Origin of the sequence: Pelomonas candidula (genome assembly GCF_043555985.1) — a bacterium.
GTDB classification, from domain to species: Bacteria; Pseudomonadota; Gammaproteobacteria; order Burkholderiales; family Burkholderiaceae_C; genus Pelomonas; species Pelomonas candidula.
On record NZ_JBIGIC010000006.1, the window covers coordinates 331073 to 352435 of the forward strand.

At 66.6% G+C, this 21363-nt stretch carries 19 protein-coding genes and 1 tRNA gene; 5 read left to right on the top strand and 15 right to left on the bottom strand.

What is annotated here, in order from left to right; translation table 11 throughout:
* Nucleotides 1-6 precede the first annotated feature (6 nt).
* The 13 genes from ACG04R_RS14730 to rimP form a co-directional block, all read right to left on the bottom strand.
* Nucleotides 7-477, bottom strand: coding sequence for a CYTH domain-containing protein (locus tag ACG04R_RS14730; RefSeq protein ID WP_394411790.1), 471 nt, complete (start codon nt 475-477; stop codon nt 7-9).
* The gene (locus tag ACG04R_RS14735; RefSeq protein WP_394411793.1) at nt 467-1711 is read right to left on the bottom strand and encodes a DEAD/DEAH box helicase; all 1245 of its coding nucleotides are present in this window, start codon (nt 1709-1711) and stop codon (nt 467-469) included. Before ACG04R_RS14735 ends, ACG04R_RS14730 begins: the two co-directional genes overlap by 11 nt.
* Before the next feature lie 23 nt (nt 1712-1734).
* Nucleotides 1735-2325, bottom strand: coding sequence for a methylated-DNA--[protein]-cysteine S-methyltransferase (locus ACG04R_RS14740; protein WP_394411798.1), 591 nt, complete (start codon nt 2323-2325; stop codon nt 1735-1737).
* Between the two features lie 9 nt (nt 2326-2334).
* Nucleotides 2335-3369: a tRNA dihydrouridine(20/20a) synthase DusA gene (gene dusA, locus ACG04R_RS14745; RefSeq protein ID WP_394411800.1), complete on the bottom strand. Its 1035-nt coding sequence runs from the start codon at nt 3367-3369 to the stop codon at nt 2335-2337.
* Nucleotides 3370-3420: 51 nt separating this feature from the next.
* Entirely contained in the window at nt 3421-3780 is a 360-nt protein-coding gene (locus tag ACG04R_RS14750) for a hypothetical protein (protein WP_394411803.1), read from the bottom strand.
* A 64-nt stretch (nt 3781-3844) separates the two neighbouring features.
* Complete coding sequence (locus ACG04R_RS14755; RefSeq protein WP_394411806.1) at nt 3845-4960, bottom strand: enoyl-CoA hydratase/isomerase family protein; 1116 nt, start codon at nt 4958-4960, stop codon at nt 3845-3847.
* Nucleotides 4957-5823 carry a DMT family transporter gene (locus tag ACG04R_RS14760; RefSeq protein WP_394411809.1) on the bottom strand — a complete coding sequence of 289 codons (867 nt, stop codon included), beginning with the start codon at nt 5821-5823 and terminating at the stop codon, nt 4957-4959. Before ACG04R_RS14760 ends, ACG04R_RS14755 begins: the two co-directional genes overlap by 4 nt.
* A gap of 110 nt (nt 5824-5933) precedes the next feature.
* The gene (gene typA / locus ACG04R_RS14765) at nt 5934-7757 is read right to left on the bottom strand and encodes a translational GTPase TypA (RefSeq protein WP_394411812.1); all 1824 of its coding nucleotides are present in this window, start codon (nt 7755-7757) and stop codon (nt 5934-5936) included.
* 26 nt (nt 7758-7783) lie between these two features.
* The gene (gene truB, locus ACG04R_RS14770) at nt 7784-8668 is read right to left on the bottom strand and encodes a tRNA pseudouridine(55) synthase TruB (protein ID WP_394411815.1); all 885 of its coding nucleotides are present in this window, start codon (nt 8666-8668) and stop codon (nt 7784-7786) included.
* Nucleotides 8669-8933: 265 nt separating this feature from the next.
* The gene (gene rbfA, locus ACG04R_RS14775; RefSeq protein ID WP_394411818.1) at nt 8934-9314 is read right to left on the bottom strand and encodes a 30S ribosome-binding factor RbfA; all 381 of its coding nucleotides are present in this window, start codon (nt 9312-9314) and stop codon (nt 8934-8936) included.
* Between the two features lie 64 nt (nt 9315-9378).
* Complete coding sequence (infB, locus tag ACG04R_RS14780; RefSeq protein ID WP_394411821.1) at nt 9379-12384, bottom strand: translation initiation factor IF-2; 3006 nt, start codon at nt 12382-12384, stop codon at nt 9379-9381.
* 50 nt (nt 12385-12434) lie between these two features.
* Nucleotides 12435-13913 (bottom strand): transcription termination factor NusA, encoded by a 1479-nt coding sequence (gene nusA / locus ACG04R_RS14785; protein WP_394411824.1) that lies wholly within the window; start codon nt 13911-13913, stop codon nt 12435-12437.
* A complete protein-coding gene (gene rimP / locus ACG04R_RS14790; RefSeq protein WP_394411827.1) occupies nt 13910-14533 on the bottom strand; it encodes a ribosome maturation factor RimP in 624 nt (207 codons plus the stop codon). Before rimP ends, nusA begins: the two co-directional genes overlap by 4 nt.
* 230 nt (nt 14534-14763) lie before the next feature.
* Between rimP and fabI the strand changes: the two genes are divergently transcribed.
* A complete protein-coding gene (fabI, locus tag ACG04R_RS14795; protein WP_394411830.1) occupies nt 14764-15546 on the top strand; it encodes an enoyl-ACP reductase FabI in 783 nt (260 codons plus the stop codon).
* A gap of 65 nt (nt 15547-15611) precedes the next feature.
* Here fabI and ACG04R_RS14800 read toward each other — a convergent pair whose 3' ends face one another.
* A complete protein-coding gene (locus tag ACG04R_RS14800) occupies nt 15612-17879 on the bottom strand; it encodes an Orn/Lys/Arg family decarboxylase (protein WP_394411833.1) in 2268 nt (755 codons plus the stop codon).
* Nucleotides 17880-18002: 123 nt separating this feature from the next.
* Here ACG04R_RS14800 and ACG04R_RS14805 point away from each other — a divergent pair, with 123 nt between their 5' ends.
* Together ACG04R_RS14805 and ACG04R_RS14810 are read left to right on the top strand one after the other, a co-directional pair.
* Complete coding sequence (locus ACG04R_RS14805) at nt 18003-18437, top strand: NfeD family protein (RefSeq protein ID WP_394411836.1); 435 nt, start codon at nt 18003-18005, stop codon at nt 18435-18437.
* 4 nt (nt 18438-18441) lie between these two features.
* Nucleotides 18442-19356, top strand: a complete 915-nt coding sequence (locus ACG04R_RS14810; RefSeq protein WP_394411839.1) for an SPFH domain-containing protein — start codon at nt 18442-18444, stop codon at nt 19354-19356.
* Nucleotides 19357-19627: 271 nt separating this feature from the next.
* Here the strand turns inward: ACG04R_RS14810 and ACG04R_RS14815 are convergent, their stop codons facing one another.
* Nucleotides 19628-20332, bottom strand: coding sequence for a helix-turn-helix transcriptional regulator (locus ACG04R_RS14815; RefSeq protein WP_394411842.1), 705 nt, complete (start codon nt 20330-20332; stop codon nt 19628-19630).
* 88 nt (nt 20333-20420) lie between these two features.
* Between ACG04R_RS14815 and ACG04R_RS14820 the strand changes: the two genes are divergently transcribed.
* A complete protein-coding gene (locus ACG04R_RS14820; RefSeq protein ID WP_394411845.1) occupies nt 20421-20804 on the top strand; it encodes a hypothetical protein in 384 nt (127 codons plus the stop codon).
* Between the two features lie 23 nt (nt 20805-20827).
* Nucleotides 20828-20917, top strand: a tRNA-Ser gene (locus tag ACG04R_RS14825).
* Nucleotides 20918-21363: the final 446 nt, after the last annotated feature.

The window sequence follows — 21363 nt, forward strand, 5'->3', positions numbered from 1 at the left end:
CGCGCCTCACCCGGCCCAGCTCGTGAACGGCCGGACCGCAAGGTTGGCATTGACGTAGCGCGCGTCGCCGGTGACCTCGGCGCCCAGCCACGCCGGCCGTGCGAACACCTGGCCCTCGGTGTCGAGTTCGATCTCGGCGACGACGAGGCCCGCGTTGGCGCCGAGGAACTCGTCGACCTCCCAGGTCATGCCGTCGAACGGGCACAGGTGGCGGATCTTCTCGACGACCGGGCCATCGCACATCGCCAGCAGCTGCTGCGCGTCGGCGACCGGCACCTCGTACTCGAATTCGGCACGCGTCGCGCCCGTCGTCGCGCCCTTGATGGTCAGGAAGGCGCGCTCACCGGCAACGCGGATGCGCACCGTGCGCGCCGGGTCGCGGCTCAGGTAGCCCTGGCTGAAGCGGGTCTGCTGCGTGGCCTGCGGACGCCAGCCGTCGCCGCTGACGAGGAATTTGCGTTCGATCTCAATGCCCATCTGGTGCTGCCTTGGCTGCGACTTCGCGCAGCTTGTCCTTCTTGCTCTTGCGGGTCGTGCTCTTGATGCCGCCGGTGGCCTGTGCCTCGGTCGCGACCGCTTGCGGCCCGAAGCCGGCCAGCCGTTCGCGCGGCACGCGCTGGCCTTGGCGCTTCTCGATGAGGCGGAAATGGCTCTCGGCGTTCTCGGCACTGTCCGCGCAGATGAAGCTGATGGCCACGCCTTGCGCACCCGCGCGGCCGGTGCGCCCGATGCGGTGCGTGTAGTCGGCCGCCGAGCGCGGCAGCTCGTAGTTGACGACGGCATCCAGCGCATCGATGTGCAGGCCACGCGCAGCGACGTCGGTGGCCACCAGCACGTTGACGCTGCCGGCCTTCAACGCGTCCAGCACATCACGGCGCGCGCCCTGGCTCAGCTCGCCGTGCAGCACGCCGGCCTTGAAGCCATGGGCGAACAGCTTGTCCGACACCAGCTCGGCCGTGTAGCGGCTGGCGACGAAGATCAGCGCGCGCTGCCAGCCCTCGTCACGCAGCAGTTGGCGCAGCGCGGGCAGGCGCTGGGCGCGGTCCAGCTGGACGGCGCGCTGCGTGATCTGCGGCGGCGCTTCTTCGATCTGGATGCGCACCGGATCGCGCAGCAGCTGGTCGGCCAGTGCCTGCACGGCCGGCGGGAAGGTGGCCGAGAACAGCAGCGACTGGCGCCGCGCCGGCAGAGTGCTGAGCACACGCTGCAGCTCGTCGGCGAAGCCCTGGCCCAGCAGGCGGTCGGCCTCGTCCAGCACCAGGCATTGAACGCCGGCCAGCGTCAGCCCGTTGTGGTCCAGCAGATCCAGCAGCCGGCCCGGCGTGGCGACCATCACGTCGCAGCCGCCGCGCAGCGCCATCAGCTGCGGGTTGATGGACACACCACCGAACGCCAGCGCGATGCGCGGGCGGTGCAGCAGCAGCGCGGCCACTTCGCGCAGCAGCTCGGCCGTCTGCTGGGCCAGCTCGCGCGTAGGCGCCAGCACGAGGGCGCGCGGGCCCGGGCGCGGCGGCGCATCGACGAGGCGCTGCAGCAACGGCAGCACGAAGGCGGCCGTCTTGCCGGAGCCGGTCTGCGCGAGCGCCAGCACATCGGCGCCGGCCAGGATGGGCGGCAGCGCCGCGGCCTGCACGGCGGTGGGGGCGTGGTAGCCCTGTTCGCGCACGGCGCGCAGCAGGTCGGGCGACAAGCCCAGGGATGCGAAGGACATGCGCGATTGTCGTCGCGGCCGGGTCAGAAAAGCGCCTGCTGATCGCCCGCCAGTTGCCCCACAGCGCGGGCCTCGATGAGCAGCATGCGGCGCTTGGTCTCGACACCACCTGGCGCCGAGAAGCCCGTCGGCTCGCCTCCGGCACCCATCACGCGGTGGCAGGGCACGATGGGCGGGAACGGGTTGTCGCCCTCGGCGCGGCCCACGGCACGCGCGGCGCCGGGCTGTCCCAGCGCGGCGGCGATCTCGCCGTAGGTGCGCGTCTGGCCGGGCGGGATGGCACGCGTCAGCGCATGCACCTGGCGGCGGAATTCGGGGATGCCGCGCTCGTCGAGGACGATGTGGCCGAGATCACGCGCCTCGCCGGCCAGCAAGGCGCGGATGCCGTCGACAGCGTGGGCGATGTGGGGCGGCAGCGCGACGACGGCCTGCGCAGTCGGGTGGCGGCATGCGAGCCGCGCCGGACTGGCGTCGGGCAACAGCGACGCGACGATGCCGCGCTCGCTCCAGACGACGCCGCAGCGGCCCAGCGCCGTGTCGAAGCTGTGGCTCCACAGCGGCTCGTCCGGCGGCAGCACGGGGCCGATGTCGGGGTCGTCGACAAAGTCCGCCATCGCAGGGACTCAGGCCGCGACGGCCAGGCCCGATAGCCGCGCCGCGGTGGCCTGCGCAGCGACCTCGCGCGGGGGCAGCGCCTTCAGGCGGTGGTCGCTCCACACCTGGCGCCAGCGGCGCGCGCCCGGCGTGCCGTTCCACAGGCCCAGCGCGTGGCGCATCGCATGCACCCATGAGCGGCCCGACGCATGCACGCGGTCGAGGTAGTCCAGCCACTGCGCTTCGACCTGCTCTCGGCTCGCCGCCGGGTCGGCCGTGCCGAAGAAGCGCGAGTCCCACTGCGCCATGCTCCAGGGCTCGTGATAGGCCTCGCGGCCGATCATGACGCCGTCCACCACGGCCAGCTGCGCGGCGATCTCGTCGGGCGTCTTGAGGCCGCCGTTGATGGCGATGGTGAGCTGCGGGAACTCGCGCTTCAACTGCGCGACCAGCTCGTAGCGCAGCGGCGGGATCTCGCGGTTTTCCTTCGGGCTCAGGCCCTGCAGCCAGGCGTTGCGTGCGTGGACGATGAAGACCTCGCACCCGGCGGCGGCCACGGTGCCGACGAAGTCGCGCACGAAGTCGTAGCTCTCGATCTTGTCGATGCCGATGCGATGCTTGACCGTGACGGGCAGCGCCGTCGCGTCGCACATGGCCTTCACGCAGTCGGCCACCAGTTGCGGCTCGGCCATCAGGCAGGCACCGAACGCGCCCTTCTGCACACGCTCGCTGGGGCAGCCGCAGTTCAGGTTGACCTCGTCATAGCCCCAGCGCTCGGCCAGCTTCGCGCAGGCGGCCAGGTCGGCGGGCTCGCTGCCGCCCAGCTGCAGCGCGACGGGGTGTTCCTCGGCGTTGAAGTCCAGGTGCCGCGGCTGGTCGCCGTGCAGCAGCGCGCCGGTCGTCACCATCTCGGTGTAGAGCAGCGTGTGGCGCGTGATGAGGCGGTGCAGATAGCGGCAATGCCTATCCGTCCAGTCCATCATCGGCGCGACGGACAGGCGCCAAGGGCTGTAGCGTGGGTCTGAAAGCGTTTCTTGAAGCACCAGGGGTCTCTCATCCGGCATGTGCCGGGATTGTCCCAGCTCCATGGCGGGAGCCGGGACGGCGTCGAAGCGTCAGTCCCGTCCGACGGACCACTTGCCCGCCCCGCCCAACGCGGCGGCCAGCGTCACCAGCAGCAGGAACAGGCCATGCAGGTTGCCCAGCAGCGGGGCGCCATGCAGCCAGCCGGCCACCACCGGCCAGGCCATGACAACGGCGAGCACCAGACTCGCCACGGGCATCAACAGGCCGATGACGATCAGCAAGCCGCAAAGCACCTCGGTCAGATGGAGCAGCCCGTAGGCAGCCTGCAGCACCGTGGCAGGAAAGCCACTGTGGCGGAGAGACTCGAAGCCCATCCAGGTTGCCATGCCACCAATGGCAAGGCGCAACAGGAAACGCGAAAAGTCGATGCGGTCTTTGGATACAGCCATGAGGGCTCAGTCTCAAGTGATCCCGCCCCCACCGCACGGCTGGGGCCGTGACGGCGAAGTGAGGTCAGGTCAGGTCGCGCAAAGGATGTTGATCGCCCCCCCAGGGGCTGACGAAGAAGGCCGCCACCTCCGCAGCGTCGATCTCGGCGACCGATGCCGGCTGCCAGCGCGGCGCGTGGTCCTTGTCGACCGCCAGCGCACGGATGCCTTCGACCGTCTCGCTGCGCGCCGCGCCACGCAGGTGGAAGGCGTGATGCACGAGGTTGCGCTCCAGGCGCAGGTCATCGGCCAGGCTCAGCGTGCGGCCGCGGCGCACCAGTTCCAGCGTCACGGCCATCATCGTCGGCGAGCGCTTCAGCAGCGTCTCGCGCGTGCGGTGCGCCCACTCGTCGTCGGCGCTCGCGAGCGAGGCCAGGATGTCAGCGACCGTCGGCAGGCCGAAGTGGCGGTCGATGCGCGCGGTGATGCCCTTGGGGTCGGGCGATGGCGCGAGGTCGACGCGTTCCATGACCGAGGCGACGACATGCTCCGCGCTGGGCTGCGAGCCGTGGCGCAGGTCCTCGACAAGCGCAGCCCACTGCTCGGAGCGCACAAAGACGTCGCCCAGGCCCCATTCGATGGCATCGCCGGCGGCGATGGCCTCGCCGGTCAACGCCAGCCATTCCCCGACATGACCCGGGCACTGAGCGAGGAACCAGCCGCCACCGACGTCCGGGAACAGGCCGATGCCGGTCTCGGGCATCGCGAGCTTGGAGCGCTCGCTGAGCACGCGCAGCTTGGCACCCTGGCTGATGCCCATGCCGCCACCCATGACGATGCCGTCCATCAGCGCGACGTAGGGCTTGGGGTAGGCGTGGATGAGGTGGTTGAGGCGGTATTCCTCGGTGAAGAAGTCGCCCAGCGCCGGGTCGCCCGCTTGGGCGGCCTGGTGAAAGAAGCGAATGTCGCCGCCCGCGCAGAAGGCCGGCGGCTTGCCCTCGCGGCCGGCGCCGAGCACGGCCACGGCCTGGATCTCGGGGCGCGCGGCCCAGTGATTCAGCAGCGTGGTCATGTCGCGGATCATGGCCAGCGACAGCGCGTTCAACGCCTGCGGGCGGTTCAGCGTGATGAGGCCAAGGCAGCCGTTCACGTCGGCCAGGATCTGGCCATCGGACACCAGGGACGGGATCAGGTCGCTCATGCGTTCTTCAAGGCAGGTTTGACGGAAGGAGGCGCCAAGGCCTCGTTGGCGATCAGGGCAGCGAGCACGAGACTACCGCCAATCAATGCGGCGCTGCCCGGGTGTTCGCCCGCAAACAGCCAGGCCCAGAGCACGCCCAGCAGCGTTTCTGCCTGGCCCAACAGGGCGATCTCATGGCTGGGCAGCTCGCGCGCGATGCGCACGGCCAGCAGGCAGGGAATGGCCAGCTGGAACACGCCCAGGAAAGCCAGCAGGCCCAGGTCATGCGCGCGCGCCTGCAGCGGCCAGGCCAGCGGCAGCGTGACGGCGGCGGACAGCAGCGCACCGATGAGAACGGCCGGGAGCATGTCGCCGTCAGTACCGACCTTCTGCAGCAGGCACCAGTTCGACGCTGCGGCAAGCGGCACGGCCAAAGCCACGACGACGCCGGTCAGCGGCCCACCGAGTTGCCCGCCGAACATCCAGGCGATGCCGGCACTCGCAACGGCGATGGCTGCCCAGGTCCGCGCCGGCACGGGCTGCTTCAGGAAGACCCACGCGAACACCGCCGTGAACAGCGGCCCCAGCGACATCGTGACCAACACGTTGGCCACCGTAGTCAACGACAGCGCCACCATGAAGGCCGTGAACATGACGGCCCAGCAGGCACCCGAGGCCCACACGGCCGCGCCACGCATGGCCGACGGCAGCGCCCGGCCCCGCATGACGCCGAGGATGACGAGCAGCGCCAGCGCATTGAAGCTGCTGCGCCAGAACGTGATCTCGAAGCCTCTCGCCGCCTCCAGATGCCGCGTGACGACGCCCGCCGAGCTCCACATCAGCGTGACCAGCAGCATCAGCAAGACAGCAGACCGGTGCGTCATCAAACGAAGAGCGCCCCTAACGGGGCGCGGGCAAATCTCTGGCTAGAGCCCCCTCCTGGAGGGGGCTGGGGGAGCTCAACACGCTGCGAAAGCAAGCGTGCCGTGCGCGCTCAAGCGCGCGCGGCGCGCTTTCTTTCGTTTTCGGTCAGGAAGCGCTTGCGCAGGCGCACGCTCTTCGGCGTGATCTCGACCAGTTCGTCGTCGTCGATGAAGTCCACGCCGTACTCCAGCGTCAGGTCGATCGGCGGCGTGATCTTGATCGCGTCTTCCTTGCCGGACACGCGGAAGTTCGTCAGCTGCTTGGTGCGCGTGGCGTTGACGACGAGGTCGTTGTCGCGGCTATGGATGCCGACGATCATGCCTTCGTAGACCGGGTCGTTCGGCTTGACGAACATGCGGCCGCGGTCATCCAGCTTGCCCAGCGCGTAGGTGAAGATCTCGCCTTCGTCCATGGAGATCAGCACGCCGTTCTTGCGGCCGCCGATTTCGCCCTTGTGCGGCTCGTAGCCGTCGAAGATGGACGAGATCAGGCCCGAACCGCGCGTCAGGTTCATGAACTCGTTGGCGAAGCCGATCAGGCCACGTGCCGGGATGCGGTACTCCAGGCGCACGCGACCGTTGCCGTCCGGCTCCATGTTCAGCATCTCGCCCTTGCGCAGGCCCAGCGCCTGCATGACGCCACCCTGGTGGGTTTCCTCGACGTCGGCAGTGACCAGCTCCATCGGCTCGCACTTCACGCCGTCGATGTCCTTGAACATCACGCGCGGCTTCGACACGGCCAGCTCGTAGCCTTCACGGCGCATGTTTTCCAGCAGGATGGTCAGGTGCAGTTCGCCGCGGCCGCAGACCTCGAAGATGCCGTCCTCATCAGTCTCGGAGACGCGCAACGCCACGTTGTGCTGCAGTTCCTTCTGCAGGCGGTCCCAGATCTGGCGGCTGGTGACGTACTTGCCTTCGCGACCGGCCAGCGGGCTGGTATTGACGCAGAAGTTCATGGTCAGCGTCGGCTCGTCCACCTTCAGCATCGGCAGCGGCGCAGGGTTGGCCGGGTCGGTCACGGTCACGCCGATGCCAATCTCCTCGATGCCGTTGATCAGCACGATGTTGCCGGGGCCGGCTTCCGTGACCTGCACTCGGTCCAGGCCGTGGAAGGTCAGGACCTGGTTGATGCGGCCGTTGACGGACTTGCCGTCTGGGCCTTCCATGACGGCGACCTGCATGCCGGGCTTGATCGTGCCCTGGCTGATGCGGCCCACGCCGATGCGACCGACGAAGGTGGAGAAGTCCAGCGCCGAGATCTGCAACTGCAGCGGCGCCTTGGCATCGCCCGACTGGGCCGGCACATGCTTCAGCACGGTGTCGAACAGGGCCGACATGTCGGGGCCCCACTGCTCGCCAGGAGCGCCTTCGGTCAGCGACGTCCAGCCGTTGATGCCGGAGGCGTAGACGACCGGGAAGTCCAGCTGCTCGTCCGTGGCGCCGAGGTTGGCGAACAGGTCGAAGGCGGCGTTGATGACCGCATCGGGCTTGGCGCCCGGCTTGTCGACCTTGTTGACGACGACGATGGGCTTGAGGCCCAGCGCCAGCGCCTTCTTCGTGACGAAGCGCGTCTGCGGCATCGGGCCTTCCTGGGCGTCGATCAGCAGCACCACACCGTCGACCATCGACAGCGCGCGCTCCACTTCACCGCCGAAGTCCGCGTGTCCGGGCGTGTCGACGATGTTGATGTGCGTGCCACCCCAGCTGACCGCGCAGTTCTTGGCCAGGATGGTGATGCCGCGCTCACGTTCGATGGCGTTGCTGTCCATCACGGTGTCGACGACCTTCTCGTGGTCGGCGAACGTGCCGCTCTGGCGCAGCAGTTGGTCCACCATGGTGGTCTTGCCATGGTCGACGTGGGCAATGATGGCGATGTTGCGGATCGGGGTGGTCATGACAGCTTGCTTCTAAAAAAACCGGTTCAGGCGGAGAGCAGCGCCTGGACCTCCGGTGGGGTCAACAGACGATCGGCGATCAGTTCGCCAGAGATGATGTGGGCGCTGCCCAGGAAGGCTCGCGCTTCGGGGCCGTAGACGCGCACGCGCTCGGCGTCGGGCGCATCGACACGACGACGCAGGCCCGACAGGAAGCGCACGGCCTCCTGCATGTCCAGGCGCAGTTCGGGCGCGTCGGCCAGCAGGCGGTCGGGCGAGGTCAGCAGTGCGGCGCGTGCTTCGTCGGGCATGGCTTCGATCTGTGCCAGCGTCACGGCGCCGTCCAGCGTCAGGCCGCCGGAACCGGTTCGCCGTAGCGCTGCCAGCGACGCCCCCACGCCCAGCGCTGCGCCGATGTCTTCGGCCAGCGTGCGGATGTAGGTGCCTTTGGTGCAACGGACGTCGAGGGTCACGGTGCCAGCGTGCATGGCGACGATGTCGATGGCATGAATCGTCACGCGACGGCTCTTGCGTTCGATCTCGATGCCCTGGCGCGCGTACTCGTACAGCGCCTTGCCTTCGTGCTTCAGCGCCGAGTACATCGGCGGCATCTGGTCGATCTCGCCGGTGAAGGCTTGGCTGGCGGCGTCGATCTGCTCACGCGTGATGTGGTCGGCGTCGTGCCGCTCCAGCACCTGCCCTTCAGCGTCGCCAGTGGTCGTGCGGATGCCCAGGGCCAGCGTCGCGAGATAGCGCTTGTCGGCGTCGAGGCTGATCTGGCTGAACTTGGTCGCCGCGCCGAAACACAGCGGCAGCAGGCCGGTGGCCAGCGGGTCCAGCGTGCCGGTGTGTCCGGCCTTCTCGGCGCGCAACAGCCACTTGGCCTTCTGCAGCGTGTTGTTGCTCGACAAGCCCAGCGGCTTGTCGAGCAACAAACCGCCCAGCGCCCCGCGGGGGTGCACCCCCCCCCGGCGCGGGCGGGGGGCGGCCGGTGGGCCGGGCGGGCGGGGCGGGGCGCCGGCCCCGCCCCCCCCCCACCCCCCCGGGGGGGCGGCGAGGTCTGGGGGGGGCCCCCCCCCCCCCCCCGCCCCCCCCCCCCCCACCACCACGCCGTGCAGCGCGCGGCGTTGCACCCGCACGCGAGGCGGGCGGGCGTCGTCCTGTGCGCGGGCCGGGCGGGCCTGCGAGACGTCGGCCTCAGTCATTCGGCTCCTCGTCTTCCAGTGCGCGGGTGGCGTTGGCCTTGCTGATCAGCGCACTCATCTCGGCCGCACGCTCGGTGGTGCGATCGAACTGGAAGTGCAGCGTCGGCACCGTGTGGATCTGCAGGCGCTTGAACAGGCCGTTGCGCAGGAAGCCGGCAGCCTCGTTCAGCGCCTCCTGCGTCTCGGCGGGGTCGCCGATCAGCACGGAGAAGAAGACCTTGGCGTGGGCGTAATCGGGCGTGACCTCGACCGCGCTGATCGTCGCCATGCCGATGCGCGGGTCCTTCAGCTCACGGATGAGCTCGGCCAGATCGCGCTGGATCTGGTCGGCGACGCGGAAGCTGCGGTTGGGGATGGCGCGTTTGTGTCTCATGGCATGGATTCCTGAAAGAACAAACCCCGCCCCGAGGGGCGGGGTTCACCCTCAGAGCTGGAGGTCAGAGCGTGCGGGCCACTTCCTTGATTTCGAAGAACTCGAGCTGATCACCTTCCTTGATGTCGCTGTAGTTCTTGAGCTTGATACCGCACTCGAAGCCTTCCTTGACTTCGCGAACGTCGTCCTTCTCGCGCCGCACCGACTCGACTTCGCCCGTGTAGACCACGGTGTTGTCGCGCAGCAGGCGGAACTTGGCGCCACGGCGGACCAGGCCGCTGGTGACCATCGAGCCGGCCACCGTACCGATCTTGGACGCGACGAACACGACGCGGATCTCGGCCGTGCCCAGCGCTTCCTCGCGCTGCTCGGGCGCCAGCATGCCGGACATCGCCTTGGTCACATCGTCCACAGCGTCATAGATGATGCTGTAGTAGCGCAGGTCGACCGAGTTGCCCTCGGCCAGCTTGCGCGCGCCGGCGTCAGCACGCACGTTGAAGCCGATGATGACGGCCTTCGAGGCGATGGCGAGGTTGATGTCGCTTTCGCTGATGCCGCCGACCGCCGCGTGGACGATCTGCACCTTGACCTCGGCGTTGCTGAGCTTGAGCAGCGAGGCGGCCAGCGCTTCCTGCGAACCCTGCACGTCGGACTTGATGATCAGCGGCAGCGTCTGCACGTCGCCGGCGCCCATCTCGCTGAACATGTTCTCCAGCTTGGCGGCCTGCTGCTTGGCCAGCTTCACGTCGCGGTACTTGCCCGAACGGAAGGTCGCCACTTCGCGGGCACGACGCTCGTCGCCCAGCACCATGAATTCGTCGCCGGCTTGCGGCACTTCGGTCAGGCCCTGGATCTCGACCGGGATGGACGGGCCTGCCTCCGTGGTGGCCTTGCCGTCCTCGTCCAGCATGGCGCGCACGCGGCCGAACGTGGAGCCGGCCAGCACGACATCGCCGCGCTTGAGCGTGCCGCTCTGCACCAGCACCGTCGCGACCGGGCCGCGGCCCTTGTCCAGCTTGGCTTCGATGACCAGGCCCTTGGCCATGGACTCGACCGGCGCCTTCAGTTCCAGCACTTCGGCCTGCAGCAGCACCTGCTCCAGCAGCTCGTCGATGCCCTGGCCGGTCTTGGACGACACGCCGATGAACGGTGCATCGCCGCCGAATTCTTCCGGCACCACCTCTTCAGCCACCAGCTCGCTCTTCACGCGCTCGGCGTTGGCATCCGGCTTGTCGATCTTGGTCATCGCGACCACGATGGGCACGCCGGCCGCCTTCGCATGGTGGATGGCTTCCTTGGTCTGCGGCATGACGCCGTCATCGGCCGCGCAGACGAGGATGACGATGTCCGTCGCCTTGGCGCCGCGAGCCCGCATGGCCGTGAAGGCCGCGTGACCCGGGGTGTCCAGGAAGGTGATCATGCCGCGCGGGGTTTCCACGTGGTAGGCGCCGATGTGCTGCGTGATGCCGCCGGCTTCGCCCGCAGCCACACGGCTGCGACGGATGTAGTCCAGCAGCGAGGTCTTGCCGTGGTCGACGTGACCCATGACGGTGACGACCGGCGCACGCGGCAGCGCTTCGTGCTGCTGCTCGGCGGCGGTGCCCTCTTCTTCGAGGAAGGCGTCCGGATCGTCCAGCTTGGCCGTGACCGCCTTGTGGCCCATTTCCTCGACGAGGATCATGGCCGTTTCCTGGTCCAGCTGCTGGTTGATGGTGACCATCTGGCCCAGCTTCATCAACTGCTTGATGACCTCGGCGGCCTTGACCGACATCTTGTGCGCCAGATCGGCGACCGAGATGGTCTCGGGCACATGGACCTCGATGACCTGCTGCTCGACCGGCGGCGTGAAGCTGGACTGACCATCCTCACGGCCACCGCGGCCACCACGGCCACCCCGTGCGGGAGCACGCCAGTTGCCACCACCGCCACCCGGGCGGCCGGCGCCGGCCGGGCCGGAACCGATGGTCTTGAGGCCGCGCTTCTTGGCGGCGTCGTCGGCCCAGCTGGAAGACAGCTTCTCGGACTTGACCGACTTCTTGTCGCCCGGCTTGCCGGTACCTGCAGGCGCCGGTGCCGCCGGCGTCGGGGCGCCGGCCTTCTTGTGAATGGTGCCCTTGATGCCAGCGCCTTCGGCGGGCTTGGGCTCTTCCTTCTTCGGCGCGACCAAAACCTTCTTGGGCGCGTTCATCATCGCGCGGATCTTGGCGGCCTCTTCCTCGGCGGCCTTGCGGCGGCGAGCCAGGTCGTCCTGCTTCTGCTTCTCTTCGGCAGCAGCATCGACAGCCTTGACGACGCGCAGCGCCGGCTTGGGCGCCTCGACGGGTGCGGCCGGAGCAGCCGCAACGACTTCTGGCGCGGGCGGCGGCGGCGCCACCACCTCGGCAGGCGCAGGCACAGCCTTGGGCGCGCGCTTGGCGGCGGCTGCCTTGTTGATGGCGGCGGCTTCAGCGGCGGCGGCAGCGGCGCTGCGGGCACGCGCCTCGGCCGCCTGCTCGTCGGTCTTGTCCTCCGGCTTGGCGGCAGCGGCCTTCGCGGCTTCGGCAGCAGCGGCGGCTTCTGCTGCGGCCTTGGCGGCGGCTTCGGCTGCGGCGGCTTCTGCTGCGGCCTTCGCGGCGGCAGCAGCTTCACGCGCGGCGCGCTCGGCTTCCTCGCGAGCCTTCACCTTGGCGGCAAGCTCCTCCTCCTGCACGCGAAGAGCTTCGGCCTGCGCCTGGGCTTCTTCCTCGCGGCGCACCAACTCGGCGTCGTCCGGGCCTGCCGCGACCTCATCGTCACGCTTGACGAAAGTGCGCGTCTTCTTGACCTGGACCTGGATCGTGCGGGCCTTGCCGGAGGCGTCGGCCTGCTTGATCTCGGTGGTGGACTTCTTGACGAGGGTGATCTTCTTGCGCTCGGTACCGGCAGTACCGTGAGCGGAGCGCAGGTGGTCGAGCAGGCGTTCCTTGTCGGTCTCGCTCAGCGAGTCGTCGACGGAAGACTTCTTGACGCCCGCGGCTTGCAGCTGCTCCAGCAGCGTGCCCGCCGGCTTGTTCAGCTCGGCGGCGAATTGGGCGACGGTAGTCACGGCCATGTGGGAATCCTTCAAATTGCTTTCGGTGCGGCGCGATGTGGGTTGATCAATCAGTCGTTGAACCAGTGTTCACGGGCCTTCATGATCAGCGCGCGTGCCGCCGCTTCGTCCAGGCCGGACAGGTCGACCAGCTCGTCCACGGCCAGGTCGGCCAGGTCGTCGCGGGTGTTGATGCTGCCGGCGGCCAGCTTGGCCAGCAGCTCGGGGGTGACGCCTTCCAGGTCGCGCAGATCCTGGGAGACCTCCTCGACCTTCTCTTCCTTGGCGATTTCCATCGTCAGCAGCGCATCCTTGGCACGGGTACGCAGCTCGTTGACGGTGTCCTCGTCGAAGGCCTCGATCTCGAGCATTTCCTGCATCGGGACGTATGCGACTTCTTCCAGGCTGGTGAAGCCTTCGGCGATCAGGATGTCGGCCACTTCGGCGTCGACGTCGAGCTTCTCGACGAACAGCGCGCGCACGCTCTCCGTCTCCTGCTCCTGCTTGGCGGCGGATTCCTCGGCCGACATGATGTTGATGCGCCAGCCAGTCAGCTCGGACGCCAGGCGCACGTTCTGACCACCACGGCCGATGGCGATTGCGAGGTTCTCCTCGTCGACCACGACGTCCATGGCATGACGCTCTTCATCGACGACGATGGATTGCACATTGGCCGGGGCCAGCGCGCCGATGACGAACTGAGCCGGGTCCTCGCTCCACAGCACGATGTCGACGCGTTCGCCGGCCAGCTCGGTCGTCACGCCGTTGACGCGCGAACCGCGCACGCCGACACAGGTGCCGATGGGGTCGACACGACGGTCATGGCTGAGGACGGCGATCTTGGCGCGCGAACCACTATCGCGGGCGCAGCTCTTGATCTCCAGCAGACCCTGCTCGATCTCGGGCACTTCCTGCGCGAAGAGTTCCTTCATGAACTCGGGCGAGGAGCGCGACAGCATGATCTGCGGGCCACGCTGGGTCGGGTCCACGCCGAGAATGACGGCACGCACGCGGTCGCCAGTGCGCAGGTTCTCTTTCGAGATCATCTCGCTGCGCTTGAGGCGGCCTTCAACGCGACCGCTCTCGACAATGATGTCGCCCTTGTCCAGACGCTTGACGGTGCCGACAAAGATCTTCTCGCCGCGCGACATGAAGTCGTTCAGCAGCTGCTCACGCTCGGCATCGCGGATCTTCTGCAGGATGACCTGCTTGGCGGCCTGCGCGCCGATACGACCGATGGGCACGGACTCGACCGGCTCCTCGATGTGGTCGTCCACCTCGATGTCGGCAATCTGTTCCTGGGCTTCGAACAGCAGGATCTCGGCGTCGGCGTTCTGCAGGCCGGCCTCGTTGGGCACGACATGCCAACGACGGAAGGTCTCGTATTCGCCGGAGTCACGGTCAACCGCGACGCGGATGTCGGCTTCACCGCCATAAATCTTCTTGGAGGCCGAGGCCAGCGCGGCTTCCACCGCACCGAACACGACATCGCGCTCCACGCTCTTTTCGCGCGAGATCGCGTCCACCAGCATCAACATTTCGCGGTTCATTGCTTGAGACCTCCGTCAACCTTGTCTTGGCCGGGCGCCGCCTGTTCAGGCTCGCCCGCTTGTTTCTTTGTCGCCGCTTTTTTCGGCTTGATGACGCCCCGCTGGCCGGGCTTGCGGTCGGGCGCCGGCTCGCCGCCGCGCCCCTTGAAGCTGAACGCCGGCACGAGGCGCGCTTCGCGCACTTCGTCCAGCGTGAAATCGAGTGCGTGCTCGGCACCAGCGTCGTCGAACACCAGACGCCAGGCCTGATCGCTCGTCGCCTCGGGCTGGGCACTGACAACACCGCGGTACTTCTTGCGCCCCTGGAACGGCAGCTTCAGCGTGATGTCGATTTCCTGGCCGGCGAAACGCGCGTAGTGCGCGGCATTGCGCAGCGGGCGGTCCAGCCCCGGCGAGGACACCTCGAGCCGGGAATATTCCAGGCCTTCGACTTCCAACACATACTGCAACTGGCGAGTCACTTTCTCGCAGTCGTCCACCGTGATCAACTCGCCCGCCTCGGCTTGCGCCGGCAGCTTGTCGATCGTCACGCGCAGCAATCCGCCGGCACTGCGTTCGCAGTCCACGATTTCGTAGCCAAGACCGGCCACGGTCGTTTCAACAGCGGTTTGCCAACTCATGCGTGCGCGTTTGGGGGTGCAAAAAGCGAAAAAGCAAAAAAAATGGGCTGGATGAATCCGCCCAACTCAATCACCAAAGCCAGCGCCGGGGGATGTCGTCCGGCGCTCGCGAGGGTTTACCTCGTTTCTGGTGAAGGTCGGATTGTACTGTGCAAGTCCCATGCCGGCAAGATGCCACGCTCTGCGCATGCCAGAATCTGAGGCTGTTTGAGACCTCACAGGAGACACGAATGGGCTTTCTCGCCGGCAAGCGGCTGCTGATCACGGGCGTGCTGTCCAACCGCTCCATCGCCTACGGCATTGCGCGCGCCTGCCACCGCGAAGGCGCCGAACTGGCCTTCAGCTATCAGGGCGAGCGCTTCAAGGAGCGCATCAGCGAATTTGCGGCCGAATTCGGCTCCCAGCTCGTCTATGACTGCGACGTGACCAGCGACGAGCAGATGGAAGCGCTTTTTAATCAGTTGGGCGAGGTCTGGCCGGAGTTCGACGGCTTTGTCCATTCCATCGGCTTCGCGCCGCGAGAGGCCATCGCCGGGAATTTCCTCGACGGCATGACCCGCGAGAACTTTCGCATCGCCCATGACATCTCGGCCTACAGCTTCCCAGCCATGGCCAAGCTGGCGGCCCCGCGCCTGCGCCAGGGCGCATCGCTGCTGACGCTGAGCTACCTGGGCGCCGAGCGCTTCGTACCCAACTACAACACGATGGGCATGGCCAAGGCGGCGCTGGAAGCCAGCGTGCGTTACCTGGCCTATGACCTGGGCGCCAAGGGCGTGCGGGTCAACGGCATCTCCGCCGGCCCGATCAAGACGCTGGCCGCCTCTGGCATCAAGGACTTCGGCAAGCTGCTCAACCAATTTGCTGCTTCAGCTCCAATCCGCCGCAATGTGACCATCGAAGACGTCGGCAATGCAGCGGCGTTCCTGCTGTCGGACCTGGCGGGCGGCGTCAGTGCGGAGATCATGTACGTCGACGGCGGCTTCAGCCACGTGGCGCTGGCTGGCGCCGAGTAAGGCGAGCCCACTGAAACGACAAGGGCCCCGAGGGGCCCTTTTTTGCGCAGCTCAACCGGCGTTCGTCACTGCTTGACGCAGTCCACGTAGTAGAAGCCGCGCCCCGACTCCTCGTCCACCTCGTGGACCAGACCATGCACATCGGTCGCGAAGCCGGGGAACTTGGCGTTGAAGCTGCGCGTGAACTTCAGGTAATCGACGATCTTCTTGTTGAAGCGCTCGCCCGGGATCAGCAGCGGGATGCCGGGCGGGTAAGGTGTCAGCAGCGAGGTCGTGATGCGGCCTTCCAGGTCATCGATGGCGACGCGCTCCGTCTTGCGCTGCGCGATGTGCGCGTAGGCGTCGGTCGGCGTCATGGCCGGCTGCAGGTTGGACAGATACATGTCCGTCGTCAGGCGTGCGATGTCGCCCTCGGCGTAGGCTTGGTGGATGCTCTGGCAGAGGTCGCGCAGGCCCATGCGCTCGTACTTCGGGAACTGCGCGCAGAACTCCGGCAGGATGCGCCACAGCGGCGCGTTCTTGTCGTAGTCGTCCTTGAACTGCTGCAGCGCGGTCAGCAGCGTGTTCCAGCGGCCCTTGGTGATGCCGATGGTGAACATGATGAAGAACGAATACAGGCCTGTCTTCTCGACCACGACACCGTGCTCGACCAAGAACTTCGTCACCACTGACGCGGGGATGCCGCTTGAAGCAAAGCGGCCTTCCATGTCCAGCCCGGGCGTGATGATGGTGGACTTGATCGGGTCCAGCATGTTGAAGCCTTCGGCCAGCCCGCCGAAGCCGTGCCAGTCCTCGTCGGCATGCAGCATCCAGTCGGCGGCAACGGGCTCGCTGCCCTCTTCCGAACGCAGGTAATCCGGCCCCCAGACCTTGAACCACCAGTCGTCGCCGTAGTCGCCTTCGACCTTGCGCATCGCGCGGCGGAAGTCCAGCGACTCCTTGATGCTTTCCTCCACCAACGCCGTGCCGCCAGGGGGCTCCATCATGGCCGCGGCCACGTCGCAGCTCGCGATGATCGAGTACTGCGGCGAGGTCGACGTGTGCATCAGGTAGGCCTCATTGAAGAGGTGCTTGTCGAGCTTCACCGACTGCGAGTCCTGCACCAGCACCTGCGAGGCCTGCGAGATGCCGGCCAGCAGCTTGTGCGTGGACTGGGTCGCGTAGACCATGGCCTCCTTGGGGCGCGGGCGGTTCTTGCCCATCGCGTGGAACTGGCCGTAGAAATCGTGGAAAGCCGCGTGCGGCAGCCAGGCCTCGTCGAAGTGCAGAGTCGGGATATAGCCGTCGAGCTTGGCCTTGATGGTCTCGGTGTTGTAGAGCACGCCGTCATAGGTGCTCTGCGTCAGCGTGACGATGGACGGCTTGACCGTCGCCGGGTCGATGTGCGCCAGCAGCGGGTTGGCGGCGATCTTGGCGCGGATGGTCTCCGGGCTGAACTCGCTCTCGGGAATGGGACCGATGATGCCGTAGTGGTTGCGCGTCGGTGTCAGAAAGACAGGGATCGCACCGCACATGATGATGGCGTGCAGGTTGCTCTTGTGGCAGTTGCGGTCGATGACGACGACATCGCCCGGCGCCACTGTGTGGTGCCACACCATCTTGTTGGACGTGGACGTGCCGTTGGTGACGAAGAAGCAGTGGTCCGCGTTGAAGATGCGAGCGGCATTCTTTTCCGACGCGGCGACGGGACCGGTGTGGTCCAACAACTGGCCGAGTTCCTCCACGGCATTGCAAACGTCGGCGCGCAGCATGTTCTCGCCGAAGAACTGGTGGAACATCTGGCCCACCGGGCTCTTCAGGAAGGCGACGCCGCCGGAGTGCCCGGGGCAGTGCCAGGAGTACGAACCGTCGGCCGCATAGTCCATCAGCGCCTTGAAGAACGGCGGCGCCAGGCCGTCGAGGTAGCTCTTGGCCTCACGGATGATGTGGCGGGCCACGAACTCCGGCGTGTCCTCGAACATGTGGATGAAGCCATGCAGCTCGCGCAGCACGTCGTTGGGCAAGTGCTGGCTGGTGCGCGTCTCGCCGTAGACGTAGATCGGGATGTCCGGGTTGCGGAAGCGGATCTCGCCGATGAACTTGCGCAGGTTCAGCACGGCCGGGTCGAGGTCGGGACCGGGCGTGAACTCCTCGTCGTCGATGGACAGGATGAAGGCCGATGCGCGGCTCTGCTGCTGGGCGAACTGCGACAGGTCCCCGTAGCTCGTCACGCCCAGGACTTCCATGCCCTCCTTCTGGATGGCTTCGGCCAACGCACGGATGCCCAGACCCGAGGTGTTCTCGGAGCGGTAGTCCTCGTCGATGATGACGACGGGAAAGTGAAAACGGATCATGGGCAGCCTCCAGCGGGCGGGCATCAAAAAACGAAGCGGCGAAGTGTAGGGCCGTGATGTGTTCTGTCCGTGTCGGCGCGGTCTATAAACTGCTTCGACGCCACAGCATTCAGGGAGACAAAGATGGACTGGAATTCGGCCACCGCGTGGTGGACCGCAGCCGGCGCGCTCGTCGCCGTCGAACTGGCCACGGGCACCTTCTACCTGCTGATGCTGGCCCTGGGAAGCGTCGTCGGCGCCCTCACCGCCCACGCGGGCGCAGGCGTGAGCACCCAGGTGGTTCTGGCCGCCCTTGCCGGCACCTGCACGACGGGCTTCTGGCACTGGCGCAACCGTCGCCGCAGCGTGGACGCACCGGACGCGAACGCCAACCGCGACGTCAACCTGGACGTCGGCGAATCGGTCGACGTCGGTCGCTGGGACGAACAGGGTCGCGCTGACGTGAACTACCGCGGCTCGCAATGGCGCGCCCGGTTCGTCGGCGATGGCACACCCGGCCCCGGCCCCCACCGCATCGCCGCGCTGCGCGGCAACATGCTCGAACTCGTGAAAGCCTGACTCCATGGAAATCGCTCTCGTCCTGGCCATCGTCGCCATCATCTTCATCGTCCGCGCGATCAAGATCGTGCCGCAGCAACACGCCTTCGTCGTCGAACGTCTCGGCCGGTATGACCGCACGATGGCGCCCGGCCCTCACGTGCTCGTACCCTTCATCGAACGGGTGGCGTACCAACACTCGCTGAAGGAGATTCCGCTCGATGTGCCGAGCCAGGTCTGCATCACCAAGGACAACACACAGCTGACGGTCGACGGCATCCTTTACTTCCAGATCACCGACCCGATGCGTGCCAGCTACGGCAGCAGCAACTACATCGTGGCCATCTCCCAGCTGGCACAGACCACCCTGCGCTCGGTCATCGGGCGCATGGAGCTGGACAAGACCTTCGAGGAGCGCGACCTGATCAACAGCTCCGTCGTGCAGGCGCTGGACGAAGCCGCGCTGAACTGGGGCGTCAAGGTACTGCGCTACGAAATCAAGGACCTGACGCCGCCGCCGGCCATCCTGCACTCCATGCAGGCGCAGATCACGGCGGAACGCGAGAAGCGTGCGCTGATCGCAGCGTCCGAAGGCCGGCGCCAGGAGCAGATCAACATCGCCACCGGCGAGCGCGAGGCGGCGATCGCGAAGTCCGAAGGCCAGAAGCAGGCCGAGATCAACAAGGCCCAGGGCGAGGCGGCGGCCATCACGGCAGTGGCCGATGCCACGTCGGACGCCATCCGAAAGATCGCGTCGGCCATCCAGCAGCCCGGCGGCGACCAGGCGGTTCAGCTCAAGGTCGCCGAAAAAGCCGTCGAGGCCTTCGGCCAGCTCGCGCAGAAGAACAACACCATGATCGTGCCGGGCAATGTCAGCGAGGTGGCAGGGCTCATCGGCACGGCAATGAGCCTGCTCAAGGCCGGAGGCAAGGCGCCATAAAAAAGCCCGCGAGGGCCCGGTGAAGGGCGGTCGCGGGCGCAAGACGTTCGGGGGGCGCCGAACGAAAGCGATGGAGGAGACGCTTTTCTAGTGACCTCCAGGGGCCAAGCTGCTTAGTTGCCGCCGGTGAACGGGAAGCCCAGCAGTTCGGCAATGACATCCCAGAGCGACACATTGTTCATTTGAGCCATCCATGCAGCGGTGTTGAGATGGCTTCAGTGTGGATGGCCGCGCAGTTCCGGGCGACTACAAACCCTTGTAGGGGTGGCCGTCAGAGCAGCCCCAGCTCCATCGCCTTCAGCACGGCCTGGCTCTTGGTGGAAACATCCAGCTCCTGGAACAGCCGCTTCATGTGGTAGTTGACGGTGTTCTCGCTGATGCCCAGCAGATTGCCAACGACCCAGGCGCTCTTGCCCTCCATCGTCAGCCTCAGGATTTCGAGTTGCCGCGCTGGCAGTTTGGGACGTTCGTCGGGGAGCAACAGTCGCACCGCGGCATCCTGGGCATGCACTGCCAGCAGTTGCAGGTCCGCAATCAGCCGGTTCAGCTTGATGGGATCGTCGGGCAGGCGTTCTTCACGATCCATGCCGAGCAGCAGCCGCTTGTAGCCCGGCATGTGCACGGCGACAGCGACGCCGGTACGGTATCCGTATGGCGCCACCATTTCCCACAACTCGCCCGCACCCGCCTCGACGTAGAAAGCTTGGTCGTAGGTCAGCGGCGTGGACTGCCGAAGCAGTCGGCTGTGCACCGGATCGCGCCGGGCGAACTCCGGATCTCGCGATGCCTGCAGGAACTTCTCCGGCGTGTTTCCCACCGGGAAGCAACTGACCTTCGACTCCAGCCCCCGACGCTCGACCGCCAACACGGCGACGACCAGCCCGAAATCAAGGTCGCTGGCGAAGTCGATCAACCCCTGCCTGAAGGACGCCAAATCCTCGGCTTGACTGACTTGTTCGTACCGCTGCAGGTTCATCGGGGCACCAGACGCTACTAGGGTTGGTAGGCGCAACGCACCATCGACGAACGCAAACTGCATGTCATGCAGATGACGGGAGACCCGAATGCAGTTGGCAGCATGGCGACTGATGGCCTGCGAGATGGTCGTGAAGACTGTAAACGAGTTTGAATTGGCAACCCACGAGTTGCGGCAGGTCGGCCGCAGCGTACGGGTTGACAAGAAGCGACGCGGGCTGCGCCATGGCCAAGAGGTCTGGTCCACTGCGGCCAACTCGCCCATCCAGATCGCCTGGGAGTGGACCGAGATCCAGCCCGACATCGTGGCGCTGTTCGATCCGATGCGCATTCTCTGCAACGTCGCCCTGATCGACGGCGATGGACATGCGCTGGCACGGTCGCGGCGCATGGTGCACTTGAACAATGTCATTCACCGGCTCGACTGGCGCAGCACGATAGATCAGCCAACATTGCGCCGATTAGCGCCGTAATGGGTTATGATCATGGGCTTGCAGGAGAGGTGGATGAGCGGTTTAAGTCGCACGCCTGGAAAGCGTGTGTGGGCTAATACCCACCGCGGGTTCGAATCCCGCCCTCTCCGCCAGAACACCGTTCCCAGAACGTCCAAGACCGTCCCAGAGACGGTCTTTTTTTGCCCGTTTCATAGGAGAAACCGGCTCAGCGCTCCTCGCTGATCGTTCCACGTCGTCCCCCAATATCCCACTGCTTCCCACGCTTTTTTGTGGGTCAATTTGTGGGTAAGCTTTGTGGGTAGGAATTTCGAAGCCTCGAAATTTTTGTGGGTAGACTTTTGGAGCGCTGCGATGCCCAAAAAGCCCGGTGCTCACGCCATTCACCGCCTGAGCGCGCTGGTCGTCAAGAACCTGAAGAAGCCAGGTCGCTACGCTGACGGCGGCAATCTGTGTTGACGCCGACTGAAATTTGACCCACCCGTGAGGGCCCTGCCGACCCAAATTTGACCCAGGTGTTCAACCTACCCTGCCCGAGATATCCACAGCTGGGCGGGGGTGTGAGGAGTGATCACCATGG

Excerpts from the sequence above, each read along its gene's own strand:
- rimP (WP_394411827.1), bottom strand. The coding sequence starts at position 14,533 with ATGAGTTGGCAAACCGCTGTTGAAACGACCGTGGCCGGTCTTGGCTAC.
- dusA (WP_394411800.1), bottom strand. The coding sequence starts at position 3,369 with ATGCCGGATGAGAGACCCCTGGTGCTTCAAGAAACGCTTTCAGACCCA.
- ACG04R_RS14740 (WP_394411798.1), bottom strand. The coding sequence starts at position 2,325 with ATGGCGGACTTTGTCGACGACCCCGACATCGGCCCCGTGCTGCCGCCG.
- ACG04R_RS14815 (WP_394411842.1), bottom strand. The coding sequence starts at position 20,332 with ATGAACCTGCAGCGGTACGAACAAGTCAGTCAAGCCGAGGATTTGGCG.
- ACG04R_RS14760 (WP_394411809.1), bottom strand. The coding sequence starts at position 5,823 with ATGACGCACCGGTCTGCTGTCTTGCTGATGCTGCTGGTCACGCTGATG.
- ACG04R_RS14730 (WP_394411790.1), bottom strand. The coding sequence starts at position 477 with ATGGGCATTGAGATCGAACGCAAATTCCTCGTCAGCGGCGACGGCTGG.
- typA (WP_394411812.1), bottom strand. The coding sequence starts at position 7,757 with ATGACCACCCCGATCCGCAACATCGCCATCATTGCCCACGTCGACCAT.
- nusA (WP_394411824.1), bottom strand. The coding sequence starts at position 13,913 with ATGAACCGCGAAATGTTGATGCTGGTGGACGCGATCTCGCGCGAAAAG.
- ACG04R_RS14810 (WP_394411839.1), top strand. The coding sequence starts at position 18,442 with ATGGAAATCGCTCTCGTCCTGGCCATCGTCGCCATCATCTTCATCGTC.
- ACG04R_RS14735 (WP_394411793.1), bottom strand. The coding sequence starts at position 1,711 with ATGTCCTTCGCATCCCTGGGCTTGTCGCCCGACCTGCTGCGCGCCGTG.
- ACG04R_RS14750 (WP_394411803.1), bottom strand. The coding sequence starts at position 3,780 with ATGGCTGTATCCAAAGACCGCATCGACTTTTCGCGTTTCCTGTTGCGC.
- infB (WP_394411821.1), bottom strand. The coding sequence starts at position 12,384 with ATGGCCGTGACTACCGTCGCCCAATTCGCCGCCGAGCTGAACAAGCCG.
- ACG04R_RS14820 (WP_394411845.1), top strand. The coding sequence starts at position 20,421 with ATGCAGTTGGCAGCATGGCGACTGATGGCCTGCGAGATGGTCGTGAAG.
- fabI (WP_394411830.1), top strand. The coding sequence starts at position 14,764 with ATGGGCTTTCTCGCCGGCAAGCGGCTGCTGATCACGGGCGTGCTGTCC.
- ACG04R_RS14755 (WP_394411806.1), bottom strand. The coding sequence starts at position 4,960 with ATGAGCGACCTGATCCCGTCCCTGGTGTCCGATGGCCAGATCCTGGCC.
- rbfA (WP_394411818.1), bottom strand. The coding sequence starts at position 9,314 with ATGAGACACAAACGCGCCATCCCCAACCGCAGCTTCCGCGTCGCCGAC.
- ACG04R_RS14800 (WP_394411833.1), bottom strand. The coding sequence starts at position 17,879 with ATGATCCGTTTTCACTTTCCCGTCGTCATCATCGACGAGGACTACCGC.
- ACG04R_RS14805 (WP_394411836.1), top strand. The coding sequence starts at position 18,003 with ATGGACTGGAATTCGGCCACCGCGTGGTGGACCGCAGCCGGCGCGCTC.